Here is a 14274-nt window from a genome sequence, read left to right on the forward strand (position 1 = left end):
AGCAACGCCCCATGACACAGGATTGGTTTGCCACCGCCCGGACCCTGTCCGAGGCTCTACCCTATTTGCAGCGCTATTCCGGCGCGATTGTCGTCATAAAATTTGGCGGTCACGCCATGGGCGATGCCGAAGAAATGGCGTCCTTCGCGCGCGATGTGGTGTTGATGCGTCAGGTCGGCGTGAACCCCGTTATCGTGCATGGTGGCGGCCCGATGATCAACGAGATGCTGCAAAAGCTGGATATTAAGTCCGAATTTGTGCGCGGCAAACGTGTGACCGATGCGGCCACCATGAATGTGGTTGAAATGGTGCTGTCGGGGTCGGTGAACAAACGCATTGTTCAGGCCATCCAGCTGGAAGGGGGCAAGGCTGTCGGCCTGTCGGGCAAGGATGGTGGCATGGTCACTTGTGAACCCGATGATCCCGAACTGGGGCTTGTCGGGCGGCCTGCGGCCATTAACACGGACCTGCTGCACCATCTGTTCACTGGCGGGTTCATTCCCGTCATTGCGCCGCTGGGCATGGGCCTGCAGGGCGAGACATACAACATTAACGGCGACACGGCCGCAGGTGCCATCGCCGCCGCGCTGAAGGCCGACCGCCTGCTGTTGCTGACGGACGTGTCGGGCGTGAAGAACGAGCATGGCGATGTGGTCACACAGCTTAGCCCCGCCCATGTTCGTGATCTGACAGAGAAGGGCGTGATTGCGGGGGGCATGATTCCCAAAACGCAAACCGCCCTTGATGCCATTGACGGGGGCGTGCGCGCTGTGGTCATCCTAGACGGGCGCGCGCCCAATGCGTGTTTGCTGGAATTGTTCACCGATCACGGCGCAGGCAGTATCATCCGAGAGTCTGCGCCATTGGCCAAAACACAGGTATAGTGCATGCCGCAGGTGCTGGGGCGTATTGCTGAACTGGCGCAGGCACATGCACTTGCTGTTATGGGCAGTGTCCAGCGCGATCAGGAAAATCTGCCAGATCATGTTCAGACACTTGTCCTGCTTGGCCCGCATGAGCCGGGCTTTTGGGAAACCTTCACGGCCAGCCCTGAATATATGGACGGTGCCCCAGACCCCATGGATCGCTGGTCGCGCCGTGTCATTGACCAGATGGCGCGTCAATTGGGGGCGCGCGCCTTCTACCCTTTTGGTGTCCAGCCGCCCCATCCGTTTTTCAGTTGGGCGTTGGCGACAGGTCGTGTCTGGTCGTCGCCTGTTCAATTTCTGGTGCATGACATCGCAGGGCTTTGGGCGTCTTTTCGCGGGGCCTTGGGGTTCGATGAAATTCTGGACCAGCCCGCGCGCGCTGCACCCCCTTGTGCAACCTGCGCGCAGCCCTGTGCAACGGCCTGTCCGGTGGGTGCATTGACGCCGCAAGGCTATGATGTGCCCGCCTGCCATGCGTTCCTTGACAGTGCCGACGGACAGCACTGTCTGTCGGGGGGCTGCATTGTGCGTGCTGCCTGTCCGGTGTCGCAAACCTTCGGGCGCAGGCCTGAACAATCTGCATTTCACATGAGGCAGTTTCACCCATGACCCTACGCCTGATTCTGACGCGCCACGCAAAATCCGACTGGGACAATCCGCTGGATTCGGATCATATGCGCCCCTTGAATGCGCGCGGGCAACGTGCGGCGCCTGCAATCGGGCGCTGGCTGGCGGGCAACCACTATCTGCCGCAACAAGCGCTGGTGTCCGATGCGACCCGCACGCGCCAGACATGGGACCGCATCGGTGCCGAATTTCCCGCAGCCGTGCCCGCACAGTTTGAAGCAGCGCTGTATCATGCGGGGCCGGACGTGATGCTGCGTGTCCTGCACACTGCGCAGGCGCAAACCGTCATCATGATCGGGCATAATCCTGGCATTGCTGCGTTTGCGCATATGCTTCTTGCTGCGCCCTCGACCCATCCGGAATTTAGCCGGTATCCGACATGTTCGACGCTTGTTGCGGAATTTGACGCCACCGGTTGGGGCGATGTGCGTTACGGCAGCGGGCGGGCGGTGGCGTTTATTGTGCCGCGCGACCTGGATCAGTCGGACTGAAGTGCGAAATAGAAGCGTGCGGCGTCCAGAAACGCGGCCTTGCGGCCAGCGGCCAGACGCTCGGCCTCCTCATCGCTGCCCCATTGTTCGATCTGCCATTCCTCGTCTACGCGCGATGCCGTCCATAAATCTGGCGGCGTCGCGAATTGGTCGATTGTGGCCAGACCAATAATCAATGACCCCGACATCGACACCAGATCATGGAAGGCAGTCAGTTCGAACGCATCAAGGCGTTCTACATCCGTGCGCATGCTGGTCAGCAATTCCGCGGGTTGCGGGGCATGGATCACACCAACAAAGGTGGCCGGTTTCACCCCGTAGCGATGCGCGGCCCAGTCCAGCAACGGGTCCCATGCCTGCATTTCGCGCTGGACAAGTTCCTGCGGCGCTTCCGCGCGATAGCACAGAAGGTCACTGTCGCCATAGGCGGCAATCATTTCGGTGACTTCCGCCTTCTGGCCACGCACCTTGTCAATCGCAGCATTGGCGGCGCGCGTGGCGGGCATGGTGTCAGGCGCGATGATATCGCCCTGCGCATCCCATTCGGCGGCGATCAAGGCTGCAACGGCACGCGTCCGCACCAGCAACGGGGCCTTGGCCGGGGTCTTCAGGGACCGCCCGTCCAGTGTGACCGTGAATGCGCCATCCGCAGCTTCAACCACCGCATTCTGCCAGAAGCGTTTCTTGACCCAACCGCTCATGTAACCCCCATTGTCCAGAACCGTGTCAGGGCTGCGGGCAGTTCGGCGAAGTTCTGGGCCACATGCGGCCCCAGTGCCTTGGCCGGGTGATACCCCCAGCCGACCCCAAGCGCGTGAACACCCGCGGCCCGTGCCATGTCCATGTCGTAGGTTGTGTCGCCCACCATCACGGTATTTTCGGGGGCGATACCCGTTTCGCGCAAACAGGCATGAATCATTGCGGGATGCGGTTTTGACGGATGGTCATCCGCAACCTGCATGGTGGTGAACTGTTCCGCCCATCCATGTGCGGCAACCAGATGGTTCAGCCCGCGCCGTGACTTTCCGGTTGCGATGCCCAGAACAAGATCATCCTGTCGTGCCAACTGTGCCAGCACGTCCATGGCGCCGGGGTATAGCGGCGACAAATCCTGTGCGCGCAGGGCTGCGAAGGCATCTTTATATGCCGAGACCAGTTCGGTTTGTGTTGATGTGGGCAATTCCGGTGCAAGCCGTGCCATAGCGACAGGCAGCGACAGGCCCACGATGGACAACACCTGTGCGCGCGCCGGCATGTCACGCCCAAGGGCCGTGAATGCCAGTTCCATAGCGGCCAGAATATGGCCCTGACTGTCCACCAGCGTGCCATCCACGTCAAAAATGACCAGCCGTTTCGTCATATATCATTCTCGAACGGGTTGGCGGGCACATCGCGTGCATTCCAGCCAAACAGTTTCCAGCTTTGCTCCATATGGTCGGGCAATGGGGCTGTCAGTTCCAGCAGGTTGTTCGTAACCGGATGCATGATACGCAGTGACCGCGCATGAAGATGCAGCTTGCGACTGACCGCGCCGCCGATTCCTGCGCCCCAGCCATCGCCCAGATTTTCCTGCGCAGAGCCGCCATATTTCCCGTCACCCATGATCGGATGGCCGATTTCGGCCATATGTGCGCGCAATTGGTGGGTGCGGCCCGTGATCGGCGACAGCGCCATCCATGCCGCGCGTCCGGCCAGCCGTTCCAGAACCGCGAATTCGGTCATGGCACGTTTGGCGCCTTCGGTCTGGTCCACCTCGGCGGGGTGGATGCAGCGCATCTTTTCGCCTGCGCCGCGCCCGCCGGTTTTCAACAAGCCGTAGCGGATTGTGCCCTTGGCAGGTTGGGGGACGCCCGCGACCAGTGCCCAGTATATCTTGCGCGCTTCACGGTGGCGAAAAGCCTCGGCCAGACGGCGGGCAACGCGCGGGGTGCGTGCCAGCAGCAGCACGCCGGACGTGTCCTTGTCCAGCCGGTGCACCAACACGGGGCGTTCCTTGAACCCGAAGGTCAGCGCCTCGGTCAGTCCGTCAACATGGCGCGCGCCTTGCCCGCTGCCGCCCTGACTGGGCAAACCGGCAGGCTTGTTCAGCGCGATGATATGGGCATCTTTCCAGATAACAGCGCGCTGGATCATTTCGGCATCAGCGGGCGTTATGCCTGTTTTTGCAACTGGGGGGGCGGCGGGGGTGTCGGGCAAGGGCGGGATGCGCACGGTCTGGCCCGCCTCAATGCGGGTGGACGCCTTGACCCGCCCGCCGTCCACGCGGATTTCGCCCTTGCGGCAGGCTTTTTCAATCAGGATCTGGGTGATCTGCGGGAACTGGCGTTTCAGCCAGCGGTCCAGCCTTTGTCCGCCATCTTCCGGCCCCACCTGTCGTGTTTGCACTGCGCTCATGATCTGTTCCTTGTGTCTTGCCCTTCCTTTTCCTGCCTGCTGCCCGTTGTCAACCGATTGCCCTGCACGTGCGCGCCTTGATGTGTCTGGCAATGCGCATTCCGGCGGAACGATGCGTGTGTAACTGGCGGGCAGCCGCTATTGCGCGCGTTTTGCGCGCAATTTGGCGAACCACGCCACGCGCTTGGACAACTCGCGCTCAAATCCGCGTTCGGCGGGTTGATACAGGACGGGGCGTTTCACCCCGTCGGGGAAATAATTCTGTCCCGAAAACCCGTCCTCGGAATCATGGTCATAGGCATAGCCTTCGCCGTAGCCCTCGTCTTTCATCAGTTTGGTGGGGGCGTTCAGAATGTGTTTTGGTGGCACTGTTGACCCGGTTTTTCTGGCCAGTGCCAAGGCCCCCTTCCATGCCACATAGGCCGCGTTCGATTTGGGCGCGAGCGCCAGATAAACGACCGCCTGCGCCAAGGCCAGATCCCCTTCGGGACTGCCAAGGCGTTCATAGCTTTGCCACGCTTCAAGGCAGATTTGCTGAGCTTGCGGGTCGGCAAGGCCAATATCTTCAACCGCCATGCGCGTCAGGCGGCGGGCCAGATAGCGCGGATCCTCGCCCCCGTCGATCATGCGTGCGAACCAATACAGTGCGGCGTCAGGGTCCGACCCGCGCACGGATTTATGCAGTGCCGATATCAGGTTGTAATGCGCATCACCGCCCTTGTCATATTGCGCCGCGCGCCGCATCAGGCGCTGCGCAAGGGCGTCTGTGTCCAGTTTTCCCGTCAGCTTCCAGGCCATAACCTGTTCGATCAGGTTCAAAAGCGCGCGGCCATCCCCGTCGGCCATTTCCAACAGCGCCTCTCGGGCGGGGCCGGTCAGGGGCAGGGGGCATGCCAGTTCCTGCTCCGCGTGCTGGGCCAACCGTTCCAGCGCGGCCAGTGTCAGGCGGTCCAGGACAATGACCTGTGCGCGCGACAAAAGCGCGGCGTTCAGTTCAAAAGACGGGTTTTCCGTCGTGGCCCCCACCAATGTTATGGTGCCATCTTCCATATGAGGCAGAAAGCTGTCTTGCTGGGATTTGTTGAAACGGTGGATTTCGTCCACAAACAGCAATGTGCCGCGCCCGTTCTGGCGGCGCATTCTGGCCTGTTCAAACACTTTGCGCAGATCCGGCACGCCGGTAAAAATGGCGCTGATCTGGATGAAATGCATGTCGGTCTGATGGGCCAGCAGGCGCGCAATCGTGGTTTTGCCCACACCGGGCGGCCCCCACAGGACAAGGGACGCCAGTTGTCCGCTGGCAAGCATTGCGCCCAAGGGGCCGTCCGGCCCCAATGCCTTGTCCTGACCGATAACCTGTGTCAGATTGGCCGGCCGCAGGCGATCGGCCAGCGGGCGGTTCGCGCTGGTCGGGGCTGCATCATCGGGTTGGTCAAACAGGTCAGGCATGGCCACAGGCTACGCCCAAGCATGCGCCAGTAAAAGCCCGAAATAACGTCATATCCGGAAGCGCAGCGAAACCCGCCTGCCATCGCGCAAGACGTCGATATGCCAGTTTCGTGACTGGCTGGCACTCTGGCGCAGAACGTCATCAGTGCTGCGCAGATCTTCACCGTTGATGGCCAGAAGGATATCGCCGGTGCGCAAGCCGGTGCGGGCGGCAAAATCCTGAACGCTTGTGACAAGGATACCTTCTGCATTTGGCGGCAGATTGAATTCTGCGATGACAGCAGGATTGATGCGGGCCACGGACAGGCCGCGCAGGGCTGAGCGCCCCTCGACCCGGCGGGCCATACGGTCGGGGGTATCGGGCGGGGATATCAGGTCGATCTGCGCCATGCGCAGATCATCGCCGCGCCGGTAAACCAGCTCGGACGTGGCGCCAATGCCGCGGCTGGCCAGACGGAACATCATTTCCGGCGCAGAGTTGACGGCGGCACCATCCACATTCAGGACAATATCCCCCCGCGTCAGTCCCGCGTCTGCCAAGGGGCTGTCGGGGTGGAGTTCCAGCAAGATCACCCCTTCAGGAATGCGTTGGTCGAAAGCCTCGGCCAGTGTGGCATCGACCGCTTGCGCGGTGACACCAGCCCATGGGCGTTGAAACCGGGTTTCCCCGTCGCGGGCCTGCGCCACCACCTGCGCGACCAGATTGGCCGGGATCGCGAAACCTATGCCATGCGATGCGCCCGAGCGTGTGATGATTGCGGTATTCACGCCCACCAGCCGCCCGCGCATATCGACCAATGCACCGCCGGAATTACCGGGGTTGATGGGCGCATCCGTCTGGATGAAATAGCCGCGCCCCGACCCCACCGCGATGCCCGACCGCGCAAGGCCGGAGATTATCCCGCTGGACACCGTCTGCCCCACCCCGAAAGGGTTGCCGATTGCCAGAACCAACTCGCCTACCTCAACGTGATCGGAATCGGCAAATTCCAACACCGCAAGGTCGGTGGCATTCCGTAACTTCAGTACAGCAAGATCGCTTTCTTCATCGGTCAGGATGATGTCAGCATCGTATTCCCGCCGGTCATTCAGCACCACACGAATTTCAGTGGCGTTGCCGACAACGTGAAAATTGGACACGACAATTCCGTCATCAGACACGATGACACCGGACCCGAGTGAGTCCTGCACGCGCGGGGTGACCTGTCCGAAATTGCGGAACAGATCCCCGAAAAACGGATCATCGGCAAAAGGGCTCTGGCGCTGTGCGACTATGCGCTGGGCATAAATATTGACAACGGCAGGGGCGGCGTGACGTACAACAGGGGCAAAGCTAAGTTGCATCTGGCCCAATGAGTCAGGCACGGATTGCGACGATGATGCCGCGGGGAAAAATGCAGCGCAAACAATCGCAAGCATGACCAAAAGACGCATTGTTGCATTCCCTTTTCTGAACCGGCGCGTATCAGGATATAGGTATTCCCCCACGCAAAATACAACGCAAAAAGCCCGCACATCCGGTGCGGGCTTTTGCGAAACAAGCGGCGTTGGTGCTTATTCTTCGGTCGCGTCCTCGGCTTCCAGACGGGCCAGATCGGCAGCGCCTTTTGCGGAAACGTCACGTTCCACGAATTCGATGATCGCCATCGGCGCCATGTCGCCATAACGGAAACCGGCCTTCATGATGCGGATATACCCGCCCTGACGGTCCTTATAGCGTGGACCCAGAATGTCGAACAGTTTGGCGACATCCTTGTCCTGCTTCAGTTGCGCGGCAGCCTGGCGGCGCGCATGCAGATCACCGCGCTTGGCCAAGGTGATCAGCTTCTCCACGATGGGGCGCAGTTCCTTGGCTTTGGGCAGGGTGGTCTTGATTTGTTCATGTTCGATCAGCGAACCGGCCATGTTGGAAAAAAGCGCCTTGCGGTGCTCATGGGTGCGGTTCAGGCGGCGGTAACCTCTGGCGTGACGCATGTGATATCTCCTTTAACGTCGTCTATTTTGCTTTGTCCGGCTGTGGATTGCGTGACCACAACTCTCCTTGGGGCGCGTTGGCCCGGTTTGCAGGGCGCGCGATGATACGCGCCTTGCAGGATTGTGAAACGGGTTTGGTGCTGGCGCACCTAGCCCTTAGAACTGGTCTTCAAACCGTTTGGCCAGTTCGTCAATATTCTCAGGCGGCCATTCTTCTACATCCATACCCAGATGCAGGCCCATCCCCGACAGAACTTCCTTGATTTCGTTCAGCGACTTGCGACCGAAATTCGGGGTGCGCAGCATCTCTGCCTCGGTTTTCTGGATCAGATCGCCGATATACACGATATTGTCGTTCTTCAGGCAGTTCGCAGACCGCACGGACAGTTCCAGCTCGTCCACTTTCTTCAGCAGAAGCGGGTTGAATTCCAGACCGTCATCAGCGTCTTTTGCACCGGCGGCTTCGGGTTCGTCGAAATTGACAAAGACCTGAAGCTGGTCTTGCAGAATGCGCGCGGCATAGGCCACTGCATCCTCGGGGGTGACGGACCCGTCGGTTTCGATTTTCATCGTCAGTTTGTCATAGTCCAGAACCTGCCCCTCGCGGGTGGGCTGCACTTCGTAGCTGACCTTGCGCACAGGCGAGAAGATGGCATCAATCGGAATAAGCCCGATGGGCGCATCTTCCGGACGGTTCTTGTCGGCGGAGACATAGCCTTTGCCGGTATTGATGGTCAGTTCCATATAGACGGCTGCGCCATCATCAAGGTGGCAAATAACCAGATCCTTGTTCAGAACCTCGATACCCGCGCTTGTCGCGATTTCGCCTGCCGTCACAACGCCCGGACCCTGAGCGGACAGCGACACGCGCTTCGGCCCTTCGACATCCATGCGCAATGCAACGCTTTTCAGGTTCAGCACAATGTCGGTCACATCTTCGCGCACGCCCGGAACGGACGAAAACTCGTGCAGTACATTGTCGATTTGCACAGACGTGATTGCCGCACCTTGCAGTGACGACATCAGGACGCGGCGCAGTGCGTTGCCAAGCGTCAGACCAAAACCGCGCTCCAGCGGTTCTGCGGTGACGGTTGCCATACGGTTGGCATCAGCGCCTTGTTTGATTTCAAGCTGAGCAGGCTTGATAAGTTCTTGCCAATTTTTATGGATCATGGTCGCCTCCATTCCTGTCGCATTGCCATGACCCAGCAACACAACGCCCGAGGATCTAGAATGACGTAATCGGGCCGCGCGGAGATGCGCAGCCCGACCTTGAAATTTCCTGAATTAGACGCGACGACGCTTTGGCGGGCGGCAGCCGTTATGCGCCATCGGCGTGACATCACGAATAGATGTGATGTTGAAACCGGCAGCCGCCAAAGCGCGCAGTGCAGATTCGCGGCCAGAACCAGGACCCTGAACTTCGACTTCCAGTGTCTTGACGCCGTGTTCCTGCGCCTTCTTGCCTGCATCTTCTGCAGCAAGCTGTGCAGCATACGGGGTCGATTTGCGCGACCCCTTGAAGCCCATTGTGCCAGCCGACGACCATGAGATCGCGTTGCCCTGCACATCAGAAATCAGGATTTTGGTGTTGTTGAAGCTGGAGTTCACATGTGCAACGCCAGCAGCAATATTCTTGCGGACCTTCCGCTTTACGCGGGTTTTATCACGAGCCATTTCTGAACCCTCCCCTTATTTCTTCTTGCCGGCAATAGCTTTTGCCGGACCTTTGCGCGTGCGCGCATTGGTATGCGTACGCTGACCGCGCACAGGGAGGTTGCGACGATGGCGCAGACCACGATAAGAGCCGATGTCCATCATCCGTTTGATGTTCATCTGAACTTCGCGGCGCAAGTCACCTTCAACAGTGAAATTCGCATCGATGTATTCGCGAATTGCCAGGATCTCAGCATCCGACAATTCGTTAATACGACGGGACATGTCGATATTGACCGACTCGCAAACCTGTTTTGCGAAGTTGTTGCCAATACCGTGGATATAGGTCAGTGCGATGGGGACGCGTTTCCCCGTCGGGATATTTACGCCAGCAATACGTGCCACGCGGGTCTTCCTTTCGTTGCGGTTCCGTAATCCCAGAACCTTTTTTCACAACACGGGGCCAAAGCCCGCGTGCATTTTAAACAACACCGCGCCCCGAAACAGGGCGCGATTCTGCGTATGAGTGTGTCGCGTATGCGTTTTCGCACCAAAGGTCAAGGCCAATGCCGCCCTTATCACAATGGCACAGTACGCGTCGCATTCATCAACCGCTTCATAACGGATTGCCAGTAGATCAGATAGGCAATCCCAAGGGTCAATATGGTCAGGATCAACCACAAAAGTGCATGACCTAAAATATCGGTAAACCCGACTTCGACAGACAGTTGGCCAATCTTGCGCCCCTCGCTGTCCAGAACATAGGTGCGGTTGATTGGCGCTTTCAGAAAATAATAGGGCAGCACGAACAGTGCCAAGCCAAGCGTCACTATCGTCAGCAATATCCAGATGACCAACTGGCCCAATGCCTCGCCCACAGAAAATTCGCACTTATACGTCTGGCTATGCATCGGTTCTGCCTGAAATGAAACAAGGGCATTGCCCTTGCCGGTTAATTTGTAAGGATATCGGAAATCTGGGTTGAAACAGCATCCATTCCGCCCATGCCGTCAACCGTCTTCAGGCGACCCTTTGCATGGTAATAGCCCAGCAGCGGGGATGTCTGCTTGTAATATGCCATCAATCGCGTGCGCAGCGCGTCTTCGGTGTCATCCGACCGGCGCGTGAATTCGGTTCCGCCGCATATGTCACAAACGCCGGACTGTTTGGGCTGGCGGGTTGTGTCATGATAAACTTCACCACAATTTGCGCAGGTGAAGCGGCCGGTAATGCGCGCGACAAGCGCGTCATCATCGACGCGCATTTCAATGACATGGGCAATCTCGCTACCCTTGGATGCCATCAGGGCCTCCAGCGCGTCAGCCTGTGCCAATGTGCGCGGGAAGCCGTCAAATATTGCACCCGCGCCATCCAGACTGTCCAGCTTCTCAGCAATCAGGCCGATGACAATGTCGTCGGTGACCAGTTCGCCACGGGCCATGACATCGGCCACCAGATTGCCCATTTCCGTACCCGAGGTCTTGGCGTCGCGCAGCATGTCACCAGTGGACAGCTGGACCATGCCACGCTCGCTTACAAGGCGTTTTGCCTGGGTGCCTTTGCCCGCACCCGGTGGGCCAATCAGTATGATATTCATCGCCGCGCCGGTGCCTTCGGTTTGCCAGTGGTTCCGCGCCGCTTGCCTTTGCCGCGCAGCTGCGATTTTTCCAGCAGCCCTTCATATTGATGTGCAAGAAGGTGCGACTGGACGCGGTTGATCGTGTCCATGGTGACCGACACAACAATCAAGACAGATGTGCCACCAAAATAGAACGGGATAGCAAGCTGCCCGCGCAGGATTTCCGGCAGCAAACACACCGCCGCCAGATAGATTGCGCCCACGGTGACAAGGCGTGTTACCACATAATCCAGATAGTCCTGTGTGCGTTTGCCCGGACGAATGCCGGGAATAAACCCGTTCTGGTTCTTCAGGTTGTCCGCCACATCTTCGGTCTTGAACGATACGTTCTGCGTGTAGAAGAACGTAAAGAAGATGATCATCGCGGTGAAGAACAACAGATAGGCCGGTTGTCCGGGGCCGAAATACGCAAGCACGGTTGCCATCAATTCACTTTGCGAATTGCCCGAGAATGTGGCGACGGTGGTAGGCAGCAGCAACAGCGATGATGCAAAGATTGCAGGAATCACGTTTGCGGGGTTCACCTTGATGGGCAGGTGGGATTGCCCGCCGTCAAACACCTTCATACCGACCTGACGGCGCGGATACTGAATGGTGATCTTGCGGATTGCGCGTTCCATGAACACGACAAATGCAATGACTGCGATGATCATGATAACCACACCGACGATCACGGCAGGCGAAATATCACCCGAACGGCCCTGACTTAGGAATTGTGCCAGTGCGGCGGGAATCTCTGCGATGATGCCGACGAAGATGATCAGCGAAATGCCGTTACCGATGCCGCGTTCGGTGATCTGCTCGCCCAGCCACATCAGGAACATGGTGCCACCCACCAGCGTGATGACCACGGCGGCGCGGAAGAACCAGCCCGGATCAGTGGCCAGATCGCCTGCTTCCAGCGATACGGCCAGACCGTAGGATTGCCCCAGCGCCAGCAGCACAGTCAGATAGCGGGTATACTGGTTCAGCTTGCGCCGACCCATTTCGCCTTCTTTTTTCAACTGTTTCCATGGTTCATACATCGCGCCGACCAGCTGCACGATAATGGCCGCCGAAATGTAGGGCATGATGCCAAGTGCGAAAATACCCATCCGGCTGATCGCGCCGCCGGTGAACATGTTCAGCATGCCGCCGATGCCCGCCGCCGCTTCATCCATGAATTCACGCAGGGCCAGACCGTCGATGCCCGGCACCGGAATGTAGGTGCCGATGCGATAGACGATCAACAACCCCAACGCAAAAAAGATGCGTTTGCGCAGGTCGGTCGCCTTTGCCAGCGCCCCCCAGCTGGTATTGGCCGCGAGTTTGTCAGCAGAAGATGCCATGCTCGTCTCTCTCTTACATGTCAGCGCCGCCAGACCGGGGTCCCGGTCGGCGGCGCGAAATCCCTATGCGGTGATGTAAGCGGCGCAAGCGCCGGTCACAACCATTATTCGGCTTCCGCCGCTTCCTTTTTCGGGGCGGGCGCCAGAATCTCGACTGTGCCGCCAGCTTTTTCGACAGCTTCCTGTGCCGATTTGGACACGCCGGTCACTTGCAGATTGATCTTTGTGCTGATCTCGCCCTTGGCCAGAACGCGCACGCCGTCACGCTTGCGGCGCACCAGACCGGATGCGATCAGCGCATCTTCGGTAATGGTGTTGCTGGCGTCCAGTTTGCCATCAGTGATGAATTTCTCAATCAGGCCAAGGTTGACAACAGCGAATGCCTTGCGGTTGGGCTTGTTGAAGCCGCGCTTTGGCAGGCGCATGTACAGCGGCATCTGGCCGCCTTCATAGGACTTGATCGCCACACCGGAACGCGAATTCTGGCCTTTGATCCCGCGGCCACCCATTTTACCTTTGCCCGAACCGGGGCCACGGCCAACGCGCATGCGTTTTTTGGTTGCGCCTTCGTTATCGCGAAGTTCATTCAGTTTCATGTCGCTATCTCCTTTGCCGGAAAGCCCCATCAGCGACGAATCGGGGCCACGCGGCGTGTTGTGATGTGAAGGGCACATTGCGCCCTGCGCGGCGTATAGACGTGTTGTCGGGGTGTTTCAAGCCAGAGTTGGGAAAGGCAGCCATTTGTCCCACGACATCGGTTGGCGATCGATGCGTTGCATGCGTGTGCAGACTTGCATCAGGTGCCGGATTCGCGCATAAAACACGCGTCCTGATGAGAGGTTTGCCATGCGTGCCCGTATTTACCGCCCTGCCCGAAATGCCATGCAGTCGGGGACGGCCAAGACACATCAATGGGTGCTGGAATTTTCACCCGCGCAGGCGCGCCGGATCGACCCGCTTATGGGGTGGACAAGCTCGGGGGATATGGATGCGCAGGTTAAGCTGCGTTTCGACGACCGCGAGGCGGCGGAAGCCTATGCGCGCGCCCACGGTATCGAGTATAACCTCATCCAGCCCAAGACCCGCCGCCCGAACCTGCGTCCGGGCGGGTATGGCGATAATTTCGCGACGAATCGGCGGCAGGTCTGGACGCATTGACCATTTGTAAAACGGGGTAAAGTTAGTACCGGATCGGGGTGAAGATTTCGCCGTGCGCTGTATTTTGTGTGTGTCGCCTGCTTTGGTCTATATCTGGTGTGTGGTGTGGATGTTGATGAAAACACCACTTAGTCGTCATCGTCTTTGATTTAAAATTCTATTTTCATGAGAACGAGATCATGCTGAAGTGGTGTTTTGATGCAATACAGTCAAAAGGCACTGTTAAACTGCATAGGGTTTGAGACGAACAGTTTCCCCATAGCCGAACCTAGCTCATCTCAGGATATAGGTATGCGATGCAATACTTGGACACGCGCCGGACTTTCCAGGATGGTCGTGGCAGGTGGGGCTATGAGATATTGTTCCGGAGACAAAGCGCATTTGTAACCGCTTTGCGGGACCTTTCTGCCGGTCGAGCCATCCACACATAAACCTTCGCGCTTGCAGCATAACCGACGTGGAGGGCGGCAAGCAGCCTGTGACTTCGCGGCATTGCAGTTGCAGCATCTCGCGTAAGCGGCCCTTCCTGAGGTGACCTCAATTTACGGTAAGCGTGGGCAACGCCAGTGGATCCGGTAAAGCCTTGACATGCAGCTGCGCTGTCCTGGCGAGTCCTTATCTTGCGTGCA

The 14274-nt window shown here is 58.7% G+C and carries 17 protein-coding genes; 4 read left to right on the forward strand and 13 right to left on the reverse strand.

Translation table 11 applies throughout. The features are described 5' to 3' along the window. Positions 1-11 precede the first annotated feature (11 nt). From argB to ACTIE1_RS15500, 3 genes are read left to right on the forward strand one after another with little or no spacing between them, the layout of a single operon-like run. Positions 12-884 (forward strand): acetylglutamate kinase, encoded by an 873-nt coding sequence (gene argB, locus ACTIE1_RS15490; protein ID WP_439561588.1) that lies wholly within the window; start codon positions 12-14, stop codon positions 882-884. 12 nt (positions 885-896) lie between these two features. Then, on the forward strand, positions 897-1538 hold the full coding sequence (locus tag ACTIE1_RS15495; protein ID WP_439561880.1) for a ferredoxin: 642 nt from the start codon (positions 897-899) through the stop codon (positions 1536-1538). After that, complete coding sequence (locus ACTIE1_RS15500; RefSeq protein ID WP_439561587.1) at positions 1535-2047, forward strand: SixA phosphatase family protein; 513 nt, start codon at positions 1535-1537, stop codon at positions 2045-2047. Before ACTIE1_RS15495 ends, ACTIE1_RS15500 begins: the two co-directional genes overlap by 4 nt. On the opposite strand, the gene ACTIE1_RS15505 is transcribed toward ACTIE1_RS15500, so the two are convergent. From ACTIE1_RS15505 to rplO, 13 genes are all read right to left on the reverse strand, one after another. Continuing rightward, positions 2035-2748 carry an ATP12 family chaperone protein gene (locus ACTIE1_RS15505; protein ID WP_439561586.1) on the reverse strand — a complete coding sequence of 238 codons (714 nt, stop codon included), beginning with the start codon at positions 2746-2748 and terminating at the stop codon, positions 2035-2037. The two genes, ACTIE1_RS15500 and ACTIE1_RS15505, sit on opposite strands and share 13 nt — an antisense overlap. Then, a complete protein-coding gene (locus tag ACTIE1_RS15510; protein ID WP_439561585.1) occupies positions 2745-3407 on the reverse strand; it encodes an HAD-IA family hydrolase in 663 nt (220 codons plus the stop codon). The genes ACTIE1_RS15505 and ACTIE1_RS15510 overlap by 4 nt, the downstream gene beginning before the upstream one ends. Further along, positions 3404-4441, reverse strand: a complete 1038-nt coding sequence (locus ACTIE1_RS15515) for an RluA family pseudouridine synthase (protein ID WP_439561584.1) — start codon at positions 4439-4441, stop codon at positions 3404-3406. The genes ACTIE1_RS15510 and ACTIE1_RS15515 overlap by 4 nt, the downstream gene beginning before the upstream one ends. A gap of 138 nt (positions 4442-4579) precedes the next feature. Then, positions 4580-5890 (reverse strand): replication-associated recombination protein A, encoded by a 1311-nt coding sequence (locus tag ACTIE1_RS15520; protein WP_439561879.1) that lies wholly within the window; start codon positions 5888-5890, stop codon positions 4580-4582. A 48-nt stretch (positions 5891-5938) separates the two neighbouring features. Continuing rightward, positions 5939-7324, reverse strand: a complete 1386-nt coding sequence (locus tag ACTIE1_RS15525; protein ID WP_439561583.1) for a trypsin-like peptidase domain-containing protein — start codon at positions 7322-7324, stop codon at positions 5939-5941. 120 nt (positions 7325-7444) lie between these two features. Beyond that, entirely contained in the window at positions 7445-7864 is a 420-nt protein-coding gene (gene rplQ, locus ACTIE1_RS15530) for a 50S ribosomal protein L17 (protein WP_439561582.1), read from the reverse strand. Between the two features lie 156 nt (positions 7865-8020). Next, positions 8021-9037: a DNA-directed RNA polymerase subunit alpha gene (locus tag ACTIE1_RS15535; RefSeq protein WP_439561581.1), complete on the reverse strand. Its 1017-nt coding sequence runs from the start codon at positions 9035-9037 to the stop codon at positions 8021-8023. A 114-nt stretch (positions 9038-9151) separates the two neighbouring features. Continuing rightward, positions 9152-9541 (reverse strand): 30S ribosomal protein S11, encoded by a 390-nt coding sequence (gene rpsK, locus ACTIE1_RS15540; protein WP_274352291.1) that lies wholly within the window; start codon positions 9539-9541, stop codon positions 9152-9154. A gap of 15 nt (positions 9542-9556) precedes the next feature. Further along, positions 9557-9925 carry a 30S ribosomal protein S13 gene (gene rpsM, locus ACTIE1_RS15545; protein ID WP_439561580.1) on the reverse strand — a complete coding sequence of 123 codons (369 nt, stop codon included), beginning with the start codon at positions 9923-9925 and terminating at the stop codon, positions 9557-9559. Between the two features lie 173 nt (positions 9926-10098). Further along, positions 10099-10431, reverse strand: coding sequence for a DUF6693 family protein (locus tag ACTIE1_RS15550; RefSeq protein WP_439561579.1), 333 nt, complete (start codon positions 10429-10431; stop codon positions 10099-10101). A 41-nt stretch (positions 10432-10472) separates the two neighbouring features. Then, the gene (locus ACTIE1_RS15555) at positions 10473-11117 is read right to left on the reverse strand and encodes an adenylate kinase (RefSeq protein ID WP_439561578.1); all 645 of its coding nucleotides are present in this window, start codon (positions 11115-11117) and stop codon (positions 10473-10475) included. Continuing rightward, entirely contained in the window at positions 11114-12487 is a 1374-nt protein-coding gene (secY, locus tag ACTIE1_RS15560) for a preprotein translocase subunit SecY (RefSeq protein WP_439561577.1), read from the reverse strand. Before secY ends, ACTIE1_RS15555 begins: the two co-directional genes overlap by 4 nt. A 104-nt stretch (positions 12488-12591) precedes the next feature. Then, positions 12592-13083 carry a 50S ribosomal protein L15 gene (rplO, locus tag ACTIE1_RS15565; RefSeq protein ID WP_439561576.1) on the reverse strand — a complete coding sequence of 164 codons (492 nt, stop codon included), beginning with the start codon at positions 13081-13083 and terminating at the stop codon, positions 12592-12594. A 250-nt stretch (positions 13084-13333) separates the two neighbouring features. On the opposite strand from rplO, the gene ACTIE1_RS15570 reads away from it, so the two are divergent. Further along, a complete protein-coding gene (locus ACTIE1_RS15570; protein ID WP_439561575.1) occupies positions 13334-13645 on the forward strand; it encodes an ETC complex I subunit in 312 nt (103 codons plus the stop codon). Positions 13646-14274 lie beyond the last annotated feature (629 nt).

Source organism: Roseinatronobacter sp. (assembly GCF_051859525.1).
Taxonomy (GTDB): domain Bacteria; phylum Pseudomonadota; class Alphaproteobacteria; order Rhodobacterales; family Rhodobacteraceae; genus Roseinatronobacter.

Coding starts and splice junctions, on each gene's coding strand:
- argB (WP_439561588.1), top strand. CDS start 12: ATGACACAGGATTGGTTTGCCACCGCCCGGACCCTGTCCGAGGCTCTA.
- ACTIE1_RS15500 (WP_439561587.1), top strand. CDS start 1,535: ATGACCCTACGCCTGATTCTGACGCGCCACGCAAAATCCGACTGGGAC.
- ACTIE1_RS15505 (WP_439561586.1), bottom strand. CDS start 2,748: ATGAGCGGTTGGGTCAAGAAACGCTTCTGGCAGAATGCGGTGGTTGAA.
- ACTIE1_RS15510 (WP_439561585.1), bottom strand. CDS start 3,407: ATGACGAAACGGCTGGTCATTTTTGACGTGGATGGCACGCTGGTGGAC.
- ACTIE1_RS15515 (WP_439561584.1), bottom strand. CDS start 4,441: ATGAGCGCAGTGCAAACACGACAGGTGGGGCCGGAAGATGGCGGACAA.
- ACTIE1_RS15520 (WP_439561879.1), bottom strand. CDS start 5,890: ATGCCTGACCTGTTTGACCAACCCGATGATGCAGCCCCGACCAGCGCG.
- ACTIE1_RS15525 (WP_439561583.1), bottom strand. CDS start 7,324: ATGCGTCTTTTGGTCATGCTTGCGATTGTTTGCGCTGCATTTTTCCCC.
- rplQ (WP_439561582.1), bottom strand. CDS start 7,864: ATGCGTCACGCCAGAGGTTACCGCCGCCTGAACCGCACCCATGAGCAC.
- ACTIE1_RS15535 (WP_439561581.1), bottom strand. CDS start 9,037: ATGATCCATAAAAATTGGCAAGAACTTATCAAGCCTGCTCAGCTTGAA.
- rpsK (WP_274352291.1), bottom strand. CDS start 9,541: ATGGCTCGTGATAAAACCCGCGTAAAGCGGAAGGTCCGCAAGAATATT.
- ACTIE1_RS15550 (WP_439561579.1), bottom strand. CDS start 10,431: ATGCATAGCCAGACGTATAAGTGCGAATTTTCTGTGGGCGAGGCATTG.
- ACTIE1_RS15555 (WP_439561578.1), bottom strand. CDS start 11,117: ATGAATATCATACTGATTGGCCCACCGGGTGCGGGCAAAGGCACCCAG.
- secY (WP_439561577.1), bottom strand. CDS start 12,487: ATGGCATCTTCTGCTGACAAACTCGCGGCCAATACCAGCTGGGGGGCG.
- rplO (WP_439561576.1), bottom strand. CDS start 13,083: ATGAAACTGAATGAACTTCGCGATAACGAAGGCGCAACCAAAAAACGC.
- ACTIE1_RS15570 (WP_439561575.1), top strand. CDS start 13,334: ATGCGTGCCCGTATTTACCGCCCTGCCCGAAATGCCATGCAGTCGGGG.